The 14,610-nt window shown below is 75.4% G+C and carries 11 protein-coding genes and 1 pseudogene; 4 read left to right on the forward strand and 8 right to left on the reverse strand.

Annotated elements, in window-relative coordinates; translation table 11 throughout:
* Positions 1–101: 101 nt before the first annotated feature.
* Together AB0E83_RS11575 and AB0E83_RS11580 are read right to left on the reverse strand one after the other, a co-directional pair.
* A pseudogene (locus tag AB0E83_RS11575) lies at positions 102–602 on the reverse strand (inositol monophosphatase family protein); the annotation flags it as partial.
* A gap of 11 nt (positions 603–613) precedes the next feature.
* Positions 614–1,741: a ferrochelatase gene (locus tag AB0E83_RS11580; protein ID WP_362109108.1), complete on the reverse strand. Its 1,128-nt coding sequence runs from the start codon at positions 1,739–1,741 to the stop codon at positions 614–616.
* Positions 1,742–1,927: 186 nt separating this feature from the next.
* Between AB0E83_RS11580 and AB0E83_RS11585 the strand changes: the two genes are divergently transcribed.
* Complete coding sequence (locus AB0E83_RS11585) at positions 1,928–3,196, forward strand: MFS transporter (protein ID WP_362109110.1); 1,269 nt, start codon at positions 1,928–1,930, stop codon at positions 3,194–3,196.
* Positions 3,129–4,475, forward strand: a complete 1,347-nt coding sequence (locus AB0E83_RS11590) for a D-arabinono-1,4-lactone oxidase (protein ID WP_362109112.1) — start codon at positions 3,129–3,131, stop codon at positions 4,473–4,475. Before AB0E83_RS11585 ends, AB0E83_RS11590 begins: the two co-directional genes overlap by 68 nt.
* A 7-nt stretch (positions 4,476–4,482) precedes the next feature.
* Here the strand turns inward: AB0E83_RS11590 and AB0E83_RS11595 are convergent, their stop codons facing one another.
* On the reverse strand, positions 4,483–5,457 hold the full coding sequence (locus AB0E83_RS11595) for a hypothetical protein (protein WP_362109114.1): 975 nt from the start codon (positions 5,455–5,457) through the stop codon (positions 4,483–4,485).
* 378 nt (positions 5,458–5,835) lie between these two features.
* Between AB0E83_RS11595 and sepH the strand changes: the two genes are divergently transcribed.
* Entirely contained in the window at positions 5,836–6,894 is a 1,059-nt protein-coding gene (gene sepH, locus AB0E83_RS11600) for a septation protein SepH (RefSeq protein WP_362109116.1), read from the forward strand.
* Between the two features lie 49 nt (positions 6,895–6,943).
* On the opposite strand, the gene AB0E83_RS11605 is transcribed toward sepH, so the two are convergent.
* The gene (locus tag AB0E83_RS11605; protein WP_362109118.1) at positions 6,944–7,771 is read right to left on the reverse strand and encodes a sulfurtransferase; all 828 of its coding nucleotides are present in this window, start codon (positions 7,769–7,771) and stop codon (positions 6,944–6,946) included.
* Between the two features lie 160 nt (positions 7,772–7,931).
* Here AB0E83_RS11605 and AB0E83_RS11610 point away from each other — a divergent pair, with 160 nt between their 5' ends.
* Positions 7,932–8,705, forward strand: a complete 774-nt coding sequence (locus AB0E83_RS11610; protein WP_362109120.1) for a VOC family protein — start codon at positions 7,932–7,934, stop codon at positions 8,703–8,705.
* A gap of 39 nt (positions 8,706–8,744) precedes the next feature.
* On the opposite strand, the gene AB0E83_RS11615 is transcribed toward AB0E83_RS11610, so the two are convergent.
* The 4 genes from AB0E83_RS11615 to AB0E83_RS11630 all read right to left on the reverse strand — a co-directional run bounded on the left by AB0E83_RS11615 (position 8,745) and on the right by AB0E83_RS11630 (position 14,594).
* The gene (locus tag AB0E83_RS11615) at positions 8,745–10,094 is read right to left on the reverse strand and encodes a polysialyltransferase family glycosyltransferase (protein ID WP_362109122.1); all 1,350 of its coding nucleotides are present in this window, start codon (positions 10,092–10,094) and stop codon (positions 8,745–8,747) included.
* A 2-nt stretch (positions 10,095–10,096) separates the two neighbouring features.
* The gene (locus AB0E83_RS11620; RefSeq protein WP_362109124.1) at positions 10,097–11,062 is read right to left on the reverse strand and encodes a glycosyltransferase family 2 protein; all 966 of its coding nucleotides are present in this window, start codon (positions 11,060–11,062) and stop codon (positions 10,097–10,099) included.
* A 63-nt stretch (positions 11,063–11,125) separates the two neighbouring features.
* Positions 11,126–13,753, reverse strand: a complete 2,628-nt coding sequence (locus AB0E83_RS11625; RefSeq protein ID WP_362109126.1) for a YfhO family protein — start codon at positions 13,751–13,753, stop codon at positions 11,126–11,128.
* A gap of 190 nt (positions 13,754–13,943) precedes the next feature.
* The gene (locus AB0E83_RS11630) at positions 13,944–14,594 is read right to left on the reverse strand and encodes a thymidine kinase (RefSeq protein ID WP_362109128.1); all 651 of its coding nucleotides are present in this window, start codon (positions 14,592–14,594) and stop codon (positions 13,944–13,946) included.
* Positions 14,595–14,610 lie beyond the last annotated feature (16 nt).

A 14,610-nucleotide genomic window follows, 5' to 3' on the forward strand; every position in this document is an offset into this window, starting at 1 on the left:
CGAGGACGGGTCCGTGCCCGAGTCCGCCGGGTCCGAGACGGCGGCCTCGTACATCGGCCAGGGCAGGATCACCATGAACGCGCTCAACATGGCCTGGCCTGCACGTAGCCGAAGCCGGTGGCGAGGAGGGCCTGGTCGAAGGGGGGCGCGGTGCGGACGGCGAGGCGCCGGTCGCCCAGGTGGGCGCCGCCGCCGAGGACGGCCCGGTAGGTCTCGCCGCGCATCGGGGCCTCGACCACGCCGACGACGGTCTCGCCGTCGCGCTCGGCGGCGATGGAGACCGCCCAGGACGGGAGGCCGTAGAGGTAGTTCACGGTGCCGTCGAGGGGGTCGATGACCCAGCGGACGCCGCTGGTGCCGGGGGCGGACGCGCCCTCCTCGCCGAGGAGCCCGTCGTGGGGGCGGTGCTCGGCCAGGAAGCCGGTGATCAGCTTCTCGGCGGCGATGTCCATCTCGGTGACGACGTCGATGGCGCTGCTCTTGGTGGCGGCGACGGCCAGGTCGTCGGGCCGGCCGTCGCGCAGCAGGGCGCCGGCCCGTCGGGCGGCCTCCAGGGCCAGGTCGAGCAGCTCGGCGAGCAGGGGGTCGGGATCAGCGGTCATGGCGGGGCTCCTCAGGCGTACGGGCTGTCGGCGCCGGCGGCCGCGGGGCGCTCGGCGCGGGCCGGGCAGCAGCCGATCGGGCAGAGGTCGTGGGAGGGGCCGAGGGCGCCCAGCGCGCACCGCTCCACGCGCGTGCCGCGCTCGGCGGCGGCCCGCTCCAGGACCAGGTCGCGGACGGCGGCGGCGAAGCGCGGGTCGGCGCCGACGGTGGCGGAGCGGCGGACCGGGAGGCCCAGCTCGGCGGCCTTGGCGGTGGCCTCGGTGTCGAGGTCGTAGAGGACCTCCATGTGGTCGGAGACGAAGCCGATGGGCACCATGACGGCGGCGGGCGCGCCGGCGGCGTGCAGCTCCTCCAGGTGGTCGCAGATGTCCGGCTCCAGCCACGGGACGTGCGGGGCGCCGCTGCGGGACTGGTAGACGAGCTTCCAGGGGTGGTCGACGCCGGTCTTCTCGCGGACGGCGTCGGCGACGGTCCGGGCCACGTCGAGGTGCTGGCGGACGTAGGCGCCGCCGGGGCCGTGGTCGCCGACGGGCCCCGAGGAGTCGGCGGCGGAGTCCGGGATGGAGTGGGTGGTGAAGGCGAGGTGGGCGCCGGCCCGGACGGAGTCGTCGAGCTCGGCGAGGGCGGCGAGGACGCCCTCCACCACGGGCTCCACGAAGCCGGGGTGGTTGAAGTAGTGGCGCAGCTTGTCGACCCGGGGCAGCGGCAGGCCCTCGGACTCCAGGGCGGCGAGCGCGTCCGCCAGGTTCTCGCGGTACTGCCGGCAGCCGGAGTAGGAGGCGTAGGCGCTGGTGGTGAGGACGGCGATGTGGCGGCGGCCGTCGTGGACCATCTCGCGGAGGGTGTCGGTGAGGTACGGGGCCCAGTTCCGGTTGCCCCAGTAGACCGGCAGGTCGAGGCCCGCCTCGGCGAAGTCGGTGCGCAGGGCGTCGAGCAGCGCGCGGTTCTGGCCGTTGATCGGGCTGACGCCGCCGAAGAGGAAGTAGTGCCGGCCCACTTCCTTGAGCCGTTCCTTGGGGATGCCGCGGCCGCGCGTCACGTTCTCCAGGAACGGGACGACGTCGTCCGGGCCCTCGGGGCCGCCGAAGGAGAGCAGCAGCAGGGCGTCGTACGGGGCGGGATCGTGCTGATCGGACATGGGACCGATCCTCCCACCCGCCGCCCGGGGAGCGGGGCGCGGCCCGTCCGGAAAACGGGGGTGACCCCAGGGCTTCGAACCCTTAGGCTTTAGCTGTTAATTACACGTGTTGACCGCGTCGCGTCCTGACCCGTGCCGACCGCCCCGCGCGGGGCGGCACGCCGCGCCGCAGAGCCGGAGAACCCCTTGCCCAGTCCCTACCGCGCGATCTTCTCCGCGCCCGGTACCACCTCGTTCTCCGTGGCCGGTTTCCTCGGCCGGATGCCGCTGTCCATGATGGGCATCGGCATCGTGACGATGATCTCCCAGGTCACCGGGAGGTACGGGCTGGCCGGCGCCCTCTCGGCGACCCTGGCGATGTCCGCCGCCGTGCTCGGCCCCCAGGTCTCCCGCCTCGTCGACCGGTACGGGCAGCGCCGGGTGCTCCGCCCGGTCACCCTGGTCTCGCTGGTCGCCGCCGCCGGCCTGCTGCTCTGCGTGCAGCAGGGGGCGCCGGACTGGACGCTCTTCGCCTTCACGGCCGTGATCGGCGTGGTGCCGAGCGTCGGGGCCATGACCAGGGCCCGCTGGGCGGGCATCTACCGGGGCGACGCGCGCTCGCTGCACACCGCGTACTCGTGGGAGTCGATCGTCGACGAGGTGTGCTTCATCTTCGGCCCGATCATCTCCATCGGCCTGTCGACCACCTGGTTCCCGGAGGCCGGCCCGCTGCTCGCCGGCGTCTTCCTGGCGATCGGCGTCTTCTGGCTGACCGCCCAGCGGGACACCGAGCCGGAGCCGCACCCGCAGCCGGCCGTCAAGGGCGGTTCGGCGCTCCGCTCCCCCGGCCTCCAGGTCCTCGCGCTGGCCTTCGTGGCCACCGGCGCGATCTTCGGCTCGGTGGACGTGGTGACCGTCGCCTTCGCCGAGGAGCGCGGCCAGAAGGCCGCCGCCAGCCTGGTCCTCGCCGTCTACGCGCTGGGCTCCTGCCTGGCCGGCGCGGTCTTCGGACTGCTCCACCTCAAGGGCGAGCCGTCCCGCCGGTGGCTCCTGGGCATCTGCGCGATGGCCGTGAGTATGATCCCCCTCCTACTGGCCGGGAACCTGCCGTTGCTGGCCGTGGCGCTCTTTGTCGCGGGCCTCTCCATCGCGCCGACGATGGTGACCACGATGGCCCTCGTCGAGAAGCACGTACCGCACACCCAGCTGACCGAGGGCATGACCTGGACGGGCACCGGCCTCGCGGTCGGCGTGGCGCTGGGCTCCTCGGCCGCCGGCTGGGTGGTCGACGCCTCGGGGGCGGAGTCGGCGTACGTGGTGCCCGTCGTCTCGGGCGCGCTCGCGGTCGTGGTGGGCCTCCTCGGCCACCGCCGGCTGCGCAGGCCGGTGCCGAACCGGGAGGGGCGAGATGGGCACGAGGACAGCGGGACCGGCGCGGCCGGCGAACGCCGGGAGGGCGGGCGGACCGTGGCGTAACTGGGCGGGGAACGTGACCTCCCGCCCGGCGCGGGAGGTGAGCCCCGCCTCGGCCGAGGAGCTGGCCGCCGAGATCCGCCGGGCCGCCGAGGACGGGCTGCGGGTGAAGACGGTCGGCACCGGCCACTCCTTCACCTCGATCGCGGCCACCGACGGCGTGCTGGTCCGCCCGGACCTGCTCACCGGGATCCGGCGGATCGACCGCGGGGCGATGACGGTGACGGTGGAGTCGGGCACCCCGCTGAAGCGGCTCAACGTGGCGCTGGCCCGGGAGGGCCTGTCGCTCACGAACATGGGCGACATCATGGAGCAGACCGCCGCCGGGGCCGTCTCGACCGGCACCCACGGCACCGGCCGCGACTCCGCCTCCCTCGCGGCCCAGATCCGCGCCCTGGAGCTGGTGACGGCCGACGGGCGGCTGATGACGTGCTCGGAGAAGGAGCGGCCGGAGGTCTTCGCGGCCGCGCGGATCGGCCTGGGGGCGCTCGGCGTGGTCACCGCGATCACCTTCGCCGTCGAGCCGGTCTTCCTGCTCACCGCGCGCGAGGAGCCGATGCGCTTCGACCGGGTGATCGCCGACTTCGACGAGCTGCACGCCGAGAACGAGCACTTCGAGTTCTACTGGTTCCCCCACACGGACAACTGCAACACCAAGCGCAACAACCGCAGCGCGGGTCCCGCCGCCCCGCTGTCGCGCCTCGGCGGCTGGTTCGAGGACGAGTTCCTGTCCAACGGGGTCTTCCGGGCGGCCTGCTCGCTCGGCCGCGCGGTGCCGCCGGCCGTCCCGGCGATCGCCCGGATCTCCAGCCGCGCGCTGTCCGCCCGTACGTACACCGACATCCCGTACAAGGTCTTCACCTCGCCGCGCCGGGTCCGCTTCCTGGAGATGGAGTACGCGCTGCCGCGGGAGGCCGCGACGACGGCGCTGCGCGAGCTGAAGGCGATGGTGGAGGGCTCGCCGCTGAAGGTGAGCTTCCCGGTGGAGGTGCGGACCGCGCCCGCCGACGACATCACGCTCTCCACGGCCTCCGGCCGGGAGACGGTCTACATCGCCGTGCACCTCTACAAGGGGACGCCCCACCGCGGGTACTTCACCGCGGTGGAGCGCATCATGACCGCCCACGGCGGCCGGCCGCACTGGGGCAAGGTGCACACCCGGGACGCCTCCCAGCTGGCGGCGGCCTACCCGCGGTTCGCCGAGTTCACGGCCCTGCGCGACCGGCTCGACCCGGACCGCCGCTTCGCCAACGACTACCTGCGCCGGGTGCTGGGCGACTGACGGCGGCTCATCCGGCCGTGTCGCCGGACGGGGCCGCGGGGGCCGCGGGGGCCTCCGGGGGGACCGGGGCGGTGGTCGGGGCCTCGGTGGGCGCGGAGGGCGTCCCGGCCTCCGTGGGGTCCGCCGTCGGTTCGGCGGGCTCCTGGGTCGCCGGGTCCGTGCCGGCGCCGGGGGAGCCGGTCGGGTCCGGGGCCGGCGCGGTGGTGGCGCCGCCGTCCGGCGTCGCGTCCCCGGTCTCCGGGGTGGTTCCGGGGGACGGCGTGCCGGTGCCGGCGTCCCGCCCGGGCTCCTGGCCTTCGCCCGGGTCGGCGGAGCCGGCCGGGGCGGGGGCCTGCGGCTCCGGGGTCCGCTCCTGCCGCTCGGGGGCGTCCTGCTGCCCGCCGCCGCGGACCACGGAGCCGAAGGTGGTGGTGCCCTTGGTGCCGCTGAAGTCCTCGCCGGAGACCAGCTCGTAGGCGGTGATGCCGCCCATGGTGACGCCGAAGACGAGGGCGGCGGCCAGCACCGGGCGCCTCCAGCCGCGCAGCCGGGTGCCGTGGGTGGTGGCCGCGCCGAACTCCCCGTCGTACGGGAACGGCGCCGCGGCCTCCGGGACGGTGCCGAGCATCAGCGTGCGGCGGTCGTCCGCCGGGGCCGGGGCCGGGACCTGACGCGCCCTCGGCCGGGCGGCGGCGGTCGCGTCCCGCACCTGCTCGCCGGTGCGCTTGAGGAGCTGCTGGAAGAGCGGGCCGCCGCAGGTGGCGATGACGCTGATCACACCGGCGCCGAGGATCGTCCCGTAGACGCCCAGGGTGGAGGCGAGTTTGGCGGCGATGACGGCGGCGAGGGCGCTGCCCGCGACCTGAGGCACGCTCAGGTCGATCTTCCGCTTCTCCTCGCTCCCCGGTTCCGGAGCGCCGCTCCCGGGACCCGGGGTCCGTATCTCCGGTTCGCCGGTGTCGGTCGGCTGCCTGTGACGCATCTCCACCCTCTGCCTGCTCATCTGTTCCACCGTGCACCCAGAAGGGACAAATGAGCGAAGTGAATAGTTCCGTTTCAGGGGGTTCTGTGAAGAGTGCCACGCGGGAGGAATAGCGACGGGGGCCCAACTCCCGCACGCCCCGACAAGTTGGGCGGCGTGCCGGTCCACCCGAGTGGCCCGAATGGAGTACATTGACGAACCCTGGGTCCGGACGCCCCCTGGGCGCCCTGGGAACGGAACAGCTACACAGTGTGACGACCAGTCACTCCGGGTAGTGAACAGGTAACCGTGCCATAACGGCGGGCCAGGGTCCATGCCCGACACGCCGGGCAACTCGGCAAGGTAGTGGCAGGCTGCACCCGGGCAGGCCACACTCGACTAGCGGAAGCAGCGACGCACGTGACGTCGGCAGGCACCACCCGGGAGGTCCCCATGCCCGAACTGCGTGTCGTGGCCGTCTCCAACGACGGCACACGACTGGTGCTCAAGGCTGCCGACAGCACGGAGTACACGCTTCCGATCGACGAGCGGCTGCGGGCCGCCGTGCGCAACGACCGCGCGCGCCTCGGTCAGATCGAGATCGAGGTCGAGAGCCACCTCCGCCCCCGTGACATCCAGGCGCGGATACGAGCCGGTGCCTCCGCGGAGGAGGTCGCCCAGCTCGCCGGCATCCCCGTCGACCGCGTCCGCCGCTTCGAGGGCCCGGTGCTCGCCGAGCGCGCCTTCATGGCCGAGCGCGCCCGCAAGACCCCGGTGCGCCGCCCCGGCGAGAACAGCGGACCGCAGCTCGGCGAGGCGGTGCAGGAGCGGCTGCTGCTGCGCGGCGCCGAGAAGGACACCGTGCAGTGGGACTCCTGGCGGCGCGACGACGGCACCTGGGAGGTGCTGCTCGTCTACCGCGTCGCCGGCGAGGTGCACACCGCCAGCTGGACCTACGACCCGCCGCGCCGGCTCGTCCAGGCCGTGGACGACGAGGCGCGGGCGCTGATCGGCGAGACCGACGACACCCTCGCCGCCGCGCCGGAGCCCAGCTTCCCCTTCGTGCCGAGGATCGCCCGGCTGCCCCGGGACCGGCCGCTGGACCGCGCCCTGGACCGGCAGCTCGACCGGATCGCGCCGGCTCCCCCGGCCGAGCCCGAGGAGGAGCGGGACTCGCTCACCAGCCTCCTGGAGGCGGTGCCGAGCTTCCGCGGCGACCTGGTGGTCCCCGAGCAGCCCGACACCGAACCGTCCGACGAGGTCGAGGCGGAGGAGCCGCCGGCCCCCGCCGCCTCCGCCGGGGCGGGCGCGGCCTACGCCGACGTCCTCATGCCCCGCTCCGTCTCCGGCCACCGCGACCGGCTGCACGGCGCCACCGACCGGCAGGCGGAGGCCGACGGCGTCCGCCCCGGCCGCCGCGCGGCCGTCCCCAGCTGGGACGAGATCGTCTTCGGGACGCGCCGGAAGAAGCAGGAGTAGCGCCGGCGCGCCGGTGCGGGGGCCGCGCCGGTGCGGCCCCCTCCCGCGCCTACCGCGGGTCCGGCCCCGTGGCCACCGGGCGGGACGGGTCCGCGGACCACTCCGACCAGGAGCCCGCGTAGAGGGCCGCCGGGATGCCGGCGAGCTCCAGGGCCAGCACCTCGTGGGCGCCGGAGACGCCCGAGCCGCAGTAGACGCCGACCTCGGCCGCCTCCGTCGCGCCCAGCGCGGCGAAGCGGTCCCGCAGCGCGTCGGCGGCGAGGAAGAGGCCGTCGTCCGTCACGTTCCGGGTCGTCGGGGCCGAGCGGGCGCCCGGGATGTGGCCGCCGACCCGGTCGATGGGCTCCACGTCGCCCCGGTAGCGCTCGGCGGCCCGCGCGTCGAGCAGCAGCCCCGAGCGGGCCAGCGCCGCCGCCCCGTCGGCGTCGAGCAGCCGCAGCCCGCCCGGCTTCGGCGTGAAGTCGCCGGCCGGCGGCTCCGGCACCTCCGTGGACAGCTCCCCCGGCCAGGCCGCGAGACCGCCGTCGAGCACCCGCACGTCCGGGTGGCCCGTCCAGCGCAGCAGCCACCAGGCCCGGGCGGCGCCCCAGCCGAGCCCGCCGTCGTAGACCACCACGGGGCGGTCGGCGCGGACCCCCGCCCGGCGCATCGCCGCGCCGAAGACCTCGGGGTCGGGCAGCGGGTGCCGGCCGCCCTCTCCGGGCGGTCCGGCCAGTTCGGTGTCGAGGTCCACGTAGACGGCTCCGGGCAGGTGCCCGGCCTCGTACGCGGGCCGCCCGGGCGGCCCGCCGAGGGTCCAGCGCACGTCCAGGAGGACCGGCGGCCGGTCCCCCGCCGACTCGCTGGCGAGTTCGCTTGCGGAGATGATGGGCTTCATGGGGCCATCCTCGCGCAGCCGTGCCCGCGCGGGGGACGGACCCGGCGTCCTCCCGAAGGATCGCGCCAGGCAGGGCGCGTCCGGGGCGCGCCGTGCGCGGCCCGGCGGGAAGCCGCCGGGGGCGCGGCACGGCCACGACCAGGCCGAGGAGAGAGTGGCGATGACCGAGGCGGCCCGACGCAGCCCGGGGACACCCTGCTGGGTGAGTCTGATGGTGCACGGGATCGACGCGACCCTGGACTTCTACCGGGCGCTCTTCGGCTGGGAGTTCGTCCCCGGACCGCAGCAGCTCGGCCCGTACGTGCGCGCCCTGCTGGGCGGCCGGGAGGTGGCGGGCATCGGGCAGATGCCCCCGGACCGGCACCTGCACATCGCCTGGACCACCTATCTGGCCACGCCCGACGCCGACGAGACCGCGGAGTCCGTCCGCTTCTGCGGCGGGACGGTGGCCGTGGGGCCGCTGGACGCCGCCGAGGCGGGCCGGCTCGCCATCTGCGCCGACCCCGCCGGCGCCGTCTTCGGCGTCTGGCAGGCGGAGGCCCACCACGGCACCGCGGTCGCCGGACCGGCCGGGACCCCGGTGTGGAACGAGCTGCTCACGTACGAGACGGCCACGGTCGGCAAGTTCTACCGGTCGGTCTTCGGCTTCGAGGTCGAGCCGGTGGTCTCGGCCGACTTCGACTACGCCACCCTCCACGTGGACGGACGCCCGGTCGCCTCGCTGCACGGGGTCGGCGACGCGCTGCCCCGGGACCGGGGCCCGCACTGGATGACGTACTTCGAGGTCGACGACGCGGACGCGGCGGCCCGGCTGGTGACGGAGCTGGGCGGCACGGTGCTGCGGCCGCCCCGGGACGGCACGGCGGGGCGGCTCGTCCTGGTCGCGGACCCGGAGGGCGCGGTGTTCACCCTCGTGAGGTCGCGCGACCGTTGACGCGCCGCCCCGGCACGGCCTTCGGCCCCGGTCCCGGTCTCAGCGGCGGGCGCGGGCGAGGCCCCGGCGCAGCCGCGAGGTCGCGGCCGGGGCGGGGTCGCCGCCCGGCAGGCCCAGCTGGGTGAGGCGGTCGGTGCCGAAGTGGTGGGCGACCGCCGGGTCGGCGTGGTGGGCCGCCAGGTACAGCTCGGTCTCGGCCCGCAGGCCGGGATGGGCCTTGTGCCGCATGCAGTAGCCCACCGCCCGGACGAGCGGGGCGAGCGAGGCGGGGGCCGGTCCCGGCACGGCGGGCGCCTCGCCGCCCTCCAGGTCGGGGACGAGGTGGTCGACCACGGTGAGCGGGATCCGGTTGCTGTTCTCGAAGGGGGTCAGCCGCTCCAGGAGGTCGGCGGTGCCGACCCGGGCGACGGGCACCCCGTAGTGGACGGCGGCGGTGAGCATCGCGGTGGAGAAGCAGCCGACGACCAGCCGCAGCCCGCAGCGCTCGTAGAAGGTCTCGGCGAGCAGCGGCACGTCGAGGACGGTGAGCCGGACCCCGGCCTCCTCCGCCGCCTCGCGCAGCGCGGTCGAGTAGGCGGGGGGCGCGGTGGGGTGCGGCTTGAAGACGATCGAGGTGTGGCCGAGGGCGGCGGCGCCGCGGACCATCCGCACGTGCAGTTCCTCCTCCTCCTCGACGGTGAGGAGGCCGAGCGCGGCGAGGTACTGGCCGAGGAGGAGCGCGGTGGGCTCCGCGGCCACCGCGGCGGCGACCGCCGGGTCGTCACCGGCGTCGGCGGCGATCTCGGCGAGGACGGCGCGGAAGGCGGCGTCGGGGACCAGCTCGGAGGGGGTGCCGTACTCGGTGAGGAGCATCGGGGTCAGGCCCGGCACCAGGTCGAGGTGGAGGAGCCGGCGGATGCGGCAGGCGAGGGACTGGGCGACGTCCGTGCGGGTCGGGCCGTAGCTCATCAGCCCGTCGGCGTACACCTCGACGGAGCTCTCCGGGAAGCAGGCGCCGAGCGCCTTCGCCGGGTTGACCTGGATGGACTCCACGATCAGCTCGACGCGGGCGGTGCCGAGGTCCCAGGCGGTGCGCAGCACCCGCTGCCAGAGCGGGGCCTCCTCGGGCCGGGGGGCCCAGGCGGCCGGGTGGTACGGGTGGATCGTCTCGTTCCAGTCGAGGACGCCGTCGAAGCGGGCCGCGATCCGGGCGTAGCCGGTCATGGTCTCCAGGCGGAGCGCGGTCTCCGGGATCTCGGCGTTGTGCGAGAGCAGCAGCAGGCGGCGGGCCTCGCCGGGGGCTCCGTACAACCCGGCGTCGATCGCGGCGGCGACGGTCGCGGCCCCGTACAGGGTGGACACCTGGAAGATCTGGACCGGGAGCTCACCGGTGGTCGGGTCGGTGGTCATGGTCAGTGGGTCCTTCCGGTCTCGCGCAGGCTCCGCAGGAGGGTGGCGCGCGGGGTGTCCATGGTGGCGAGGGTGTCCTCGAGGACGTCCTGCGGCATGCGGTGCAGGGCGTCGGCGACGTCGAGGCGGAGCCGTTCGGCGACCTCGGGCTCGTACTTCCCGGCCTTGTTCACGTGGAAGGCGATCATGGCGCAGTAGGTGCGGACGGCCTTGGGCAGGAAGCGGTCGGCGTCGCGGTCCCGGGAGACCTCCTCCAGGAGGAGGTCGTAGGAGGGGATGAAGTCCAGCTGGCGGTTGTCGCTGATCTGGGTCAGCGAGGTGGTGACGCCGCGCCGGTAGAAGACGCCGTGCAGGGAGAGGGCGGCGAAGGTGGCGGCCTTGAGGTGGAGGCGCCAGACCCAGAGCCGGTCCTCGGCGGTGCGGAGCCTGGTCTCGAAGCGGGACCCGCCGTTCTCGAAGAGCCGGCCGCTGTAGACGCCGAAGGGGACGAAGGGGTAGTCGACCATCGTCACCATGCTGGCCGGGGCGATGCCGTCCCGGGGGTCCATGACGGCGTCGCGGACCTTGGCGGGGGCGTACTTGACGTGCCGCTTGCGGCCCTCGGCGAGGACGTGGTCGGTGCGGGCGAAGTCGACGCCGAGCCGTTCGATGCCGTCGACGGCGGCCCGGAGGTGGCCGGGGGCGTACCAGTCGTCGCCGTCGAGGAAGGTGAGGTAGTCGCCGGTGGCGGCGTCGATGCCGGTGTTGCGGGCCTGGGCGACGCCGAGGTTGGTCTCGTGGCGGATGACCCGGGCGTTCGGGAGGCGGTCCTTCCAGCGGTCGAGGACGTCCGGGGTCTCGTCGGTGGAGCAGTCGTCGATGAGCAGGAACTCGAAGTCCGGGTCCGCGTTGCGGGCGAGGCTGCGCACGGTGTCGGGGGCGTACGGCCCGACGTTGTGGAAGGGGACGACGACGGAGAGTTTGGGCACGCGGAGAATCCCCACACTGGATCGGGAGGCGGACACGGATGGAATCGGGGTGTCTTCCGGCTGTCAGGCGCCGGTACGGCGGGCAGCGTAATCGGGGTCCCGGCCGCCCGAACGAGCCTCGTGTGGACGGTCGGTGAACTCTTGCCGTCCCTCGTGCGAACCGGCGTCCCGGCTCCTCGCCCGCCGCCGGGCGAGGAGGGCGGTGGCGAGCAGGGCGAGCAGCGCGGCGCCGCCGACGGCGGCCCCGAGCCGGACGCCGGGGGGCCGGAAGGTACAGCTCACGCGGGTCGCGCGGCCGTCGAGGGGGACGGCGAGCAGGCCCCGGTGGGAGCGGGCGGAGACGGGTTCGGCGTCGCCCGCCGCGCACCGCCAGCCGGTGGCGCGCGGGACGGCGACGACGGCGACGCCGGTGCTGCCGGGCGGCAGTTCGGCGGCGATGCCGTGGCCGGTGGCGGTGACGCGGGTGGCGCCGGTGGCGGTGAGCCGGGCGACGGCGGTGGCGAGCCGGCCGCGGTCGAGGCAGCCGACGGGCCGGTCGGGCAGCCGGACCTCCCCCTCGGGGGCCAGGACGACGCGGGCCTCGCCGCCGGCCGGGACGGTTCCGAGGGCCGCCATCGGGGCGCGGGTGGCGGGCGGGCGGCCGTCGTAGGGGACGGGGGCGGCGCCGGCCAGGGCGGCGGTGCCCTCGTACTCGGGCGCCCAGAACCAGAGTTCGGTGCCGGCCGGGCAGCGGGCGGTCAGGGTGGTGCCGGCGCGGCGGACGGCGGGCAGCGCGTACACGGAGGAGCCGAGGAGGAGTTCCTGGTTGCGGAAGGCGGAGCCGGCCGGGTCCACGGTGGCGTCCCGGGCGGGGCGGACGGTGACGAGCGGCGGTACGGGGGTGGTGGTGGCGGTCGCGGTGCCGCGGGGCGCGGCGTCCTGGCGCACCGGCTCGGTGGGCGCGGAGCGGATCCGGGTGCCGATGGAGAAGATCGCGTCGGTGACCGGGTTGTCGAGGGTCTCGGGGTGCCGGCCCTTGGCGTAGTGGCCGAAGCCGAGGGAGTCGAGGGTCCGGGAGGTGTTCTCGGTGGTGAGGCTGGAGTAGGCGTCGGCGCCCTCGCCGCCGAGCAGCAGCGGTTCGTTGCCGCCGGGCAGCGGGCCGGGGTCGGTGCGGTGGGCGGGCCAGGCGTCGGCGCGGGCCACCTCGGCGGCCACCGCCCGCTGCCAGGGGCCGATCCGGGGCGCCCAGGCCACGGCGGCGCGCTGCTGCCGCTCGGTGCGCATGCCGCTGACGGCCGCCTCGCCCGCCTGGGCGGCGAGCAGGAGCAGGGCGGCGGCGACGGGCAGCGCCCGGGAGGCCGGCGGGCGGGCCGCGCGGAGGGCGAGGAACGCGGCGGCGAGGGCGAGCAGGAGGGCGGCGCCGGCGGCGGGGTAGGTCCAGTCGTCGATGTCGGCGCTGGTCCGGCCGGCGAGGGCGAGCGCGCCGAGGAGGGCGGCGGCGCCGAGCACGGCGGCCGGGCGGGGCGGCCCGGCGGCCCCGGACAGCCAGGCGGCGACGAGGAGCAGCCCGCACAGGACGAAGGTCTGGCGGTAGGGGTTGCCGTTGGGCGAGGCCCCGGCGTGCCAGAGCAGGTGGGTGGGACCCCACTGGAGGGAGAGCGTGACCAGCGCGATCAGGGCCGTCCAGGCGAGCCGGACGCGCGGGGCGACGGCCCGGTGGAAGGGCAGGGTGAGGGCGAGGAGGAGCGCGGGCGTGCCGATGAAGAGGGCCGGCGTGTTCACCTGGGCGGTGGCGGGCAGGAGGCGGCCGGCCAGTTCGGCCCAGGAGGCGGGCGCGAAGACGGTCTCGGGGGTCGGGTCGGCGTACGTCGTCCCGCGGAAGACGACGAGGACGAGCGGGGCGGCGAGGCCGACGCCGATGCCGACGGTCCGGGCGGCGCGGAGCAGGGCGGCGAGCCGCCGGCGCGGGGTTCCGTCCGGGTCGGCGGTGCACAGGCGGACGGCGAGGAAGAGCGCCGCGCCGAGGGTGGCCATGTAGGCGGTGTAGAAGTTGGCGGTCCAGGCGACGGCGACGACGAGCGGGCCGAGCACCGGCCGCCGCCCGGTCCTGGCCCACTCCGCCACCAGGCAGAGCAGCGGGAAGGCGATCAGCCCGTCCAGCCACATGGGCACGGAGGCGCCGCTGTTGAAGGTCCAGCCGGAGAGCGCGTACGCGGTGCCGAGGAGGGCGGCGAGCGGCCACGGTCCGGTCCGTCCGGCCGGGGGGAGCCGGACCAGGAGCGCGGCCATCGCCGCCCCGGCCGCGGCGATCTTGAGCGTGGTGACGACGTAGAGCGCGAGCTCGGGCCGGTCGGCCGGGAAGAGGACGACGAGCAGCGAGAAGGGGCTGCTCAGATAGGTGCCGATGTCGCCGAGGAAGCCCGCGCCGAAGCCGGAGTTCCAGTTGAGGAAGGCGTCGCCGTGGGTGTCGCCGAGGAGGAAGGCGCGCCAGTAGGCGTGGTACGGCAGGTACTGCTGGCCCAGGTCGACGACGTTGCGGGTGTACGGGCCGAGGGGGTGGCTGCGGGCCAGCGCGGTGGCCAGGACGAAGACCGCGGCCGTGAGGAGTCCGGCGGCCGCGGGGGCGAGCCGCGGGGGGCGCCGGTCCGGGCGGGGGCCGCCCCGCGCCCCGTCCCGGTCGGGGGCGGGCGCGGGCGTGGCGGCGGGTGGCACGGGTCCTCCAGGGAGCGCGCGGCTCGTCGATCACCCGCGGCGAACGCACGGCGGGTCGAGCCCATTACTCCTGGTTCGGGCGACCCGAAGTGGATCACCGGGGGATCTCCCGGCGGCCCGGAGGTGAACACCCGGTGGCGCGACCGCCGTCCGGGGGACTTCTCCCGGGGTGGCGGTCAGGGGAAGGGGGTCAGGCCGGGGTGACGGGCAGCACGTCCGGCGACAGGGCCGCCGCGCGGGCGCTCGCGCCGGTCATCCGACGGCGGTGGTGGCGGCGGCACAGCACCTCGTACCCGACGATCTCGGCGGCGGTGTTCACGTCGCCGACGACGACCTGCTCGCCCTCGACGACCATGTGGCCGCCGACGGTGCGGGCGTTGTGGGTGGCGCGGGCGCCGCACCAGCACAGCGCCTCCACCTGGAGCTGTTCTATCCGGTCGGCGAGCTCGATGAGCCGCTGCGAGCCGGGGAAGAGCTTGGTCCGGAAATCGGTCGTGATGCCGAAGGCGTAGACGTCGAGCCCGAGGTCGTCGACGATCCTCGCGAGCTGGTCGATCTGGGCCGGGGCGAGGAACTGCGCCTCGTCGACGATCACGTAGTCGGCCTTGCCGCCCTGGGAGAGCTGGTCCACGAGGTACGCGTAGAGGTCCAGGCCCTCCGGCGCCTCGACGGCCTCGGTCACCAGGCCGAGCCGGGAGGACAGCTTGCCGGCGCCCGCCCGGTCGTCCCGGGTGAAGATCACGCCCTGGAGTCCGCGCGCGTCGCGGTTGTGCGCGATCTGGAGCGCCAGCGTGCTCTTTCCGCAGTCCATCGTTCCGGAGAAGAACACCAGCTCGGGCATGACGGGTCGGGGACCT

The sequence above is a fragment of the Streptomyces sp. NPDC035033 genome, from assembly GCF_040636735.1.
Taxonomy (GTDB): Bacteria; Actinomycetota; Actinomycetes; order Streptomycetales; family Streptomycetaceae; genus Streptomyces.

Excerpts from the sequence above, each read along its gene's own strand:
- AB0E83_RS11610 (WP_362109120.1), top strand. The coding sequence starts at position 7,932 with ATGACCGAGGCGGCCCGACGCAGCCCGGGGACACCCTGCTGGGTGAGT.
- AB0E83_RS11595 (WP_362109114.1), bottom strand. The coding sequence starts at position 5,457 with ATGAGCAGGCAGAGGGTGGAGATGCGTCACAGGCAGCCGACCGACACC.
- AB0E83_RS11580 (WP_362109108.1), bottom strand. The coding sequence starts at position 1,741 with ATGTCCGATCAGCACGATCCCGCCCCGTACGACGCCCTGCTGCTGCTC.
- AB0E83_RS11605 (WP_362109118.1), bottom strand. The coding sequence starts at position 7,771 with ATGAAGCCCATCATCTCCGCAAGCGAACTCGCCAGCGAGTCGGCGGGG.
- AB0E83_RS11590 (WP_362109112.1), top strand. The coding sequence starts at position 3,129 with ATGGGCACGAGGACAGCGGGACCGGCGCGGCCGGCGAACGCCGGGAGG.
- AB0E83_RS11615 (WP_362109122.1), bottom strand. The coding sequence starts at position 10,094 with ATGACCACCGACCCGACCACCGGTGAGCTCCCGGTCCAGATCTTCCAG.
- AB0E83_RS11630 (WP_362109128.1), bottom strand. The coding sequence starts at position 14,594 with ATGCCCGAGCTGGTGTTCTTCTCCGGAACGATGGACTGCGGAAAGAGC.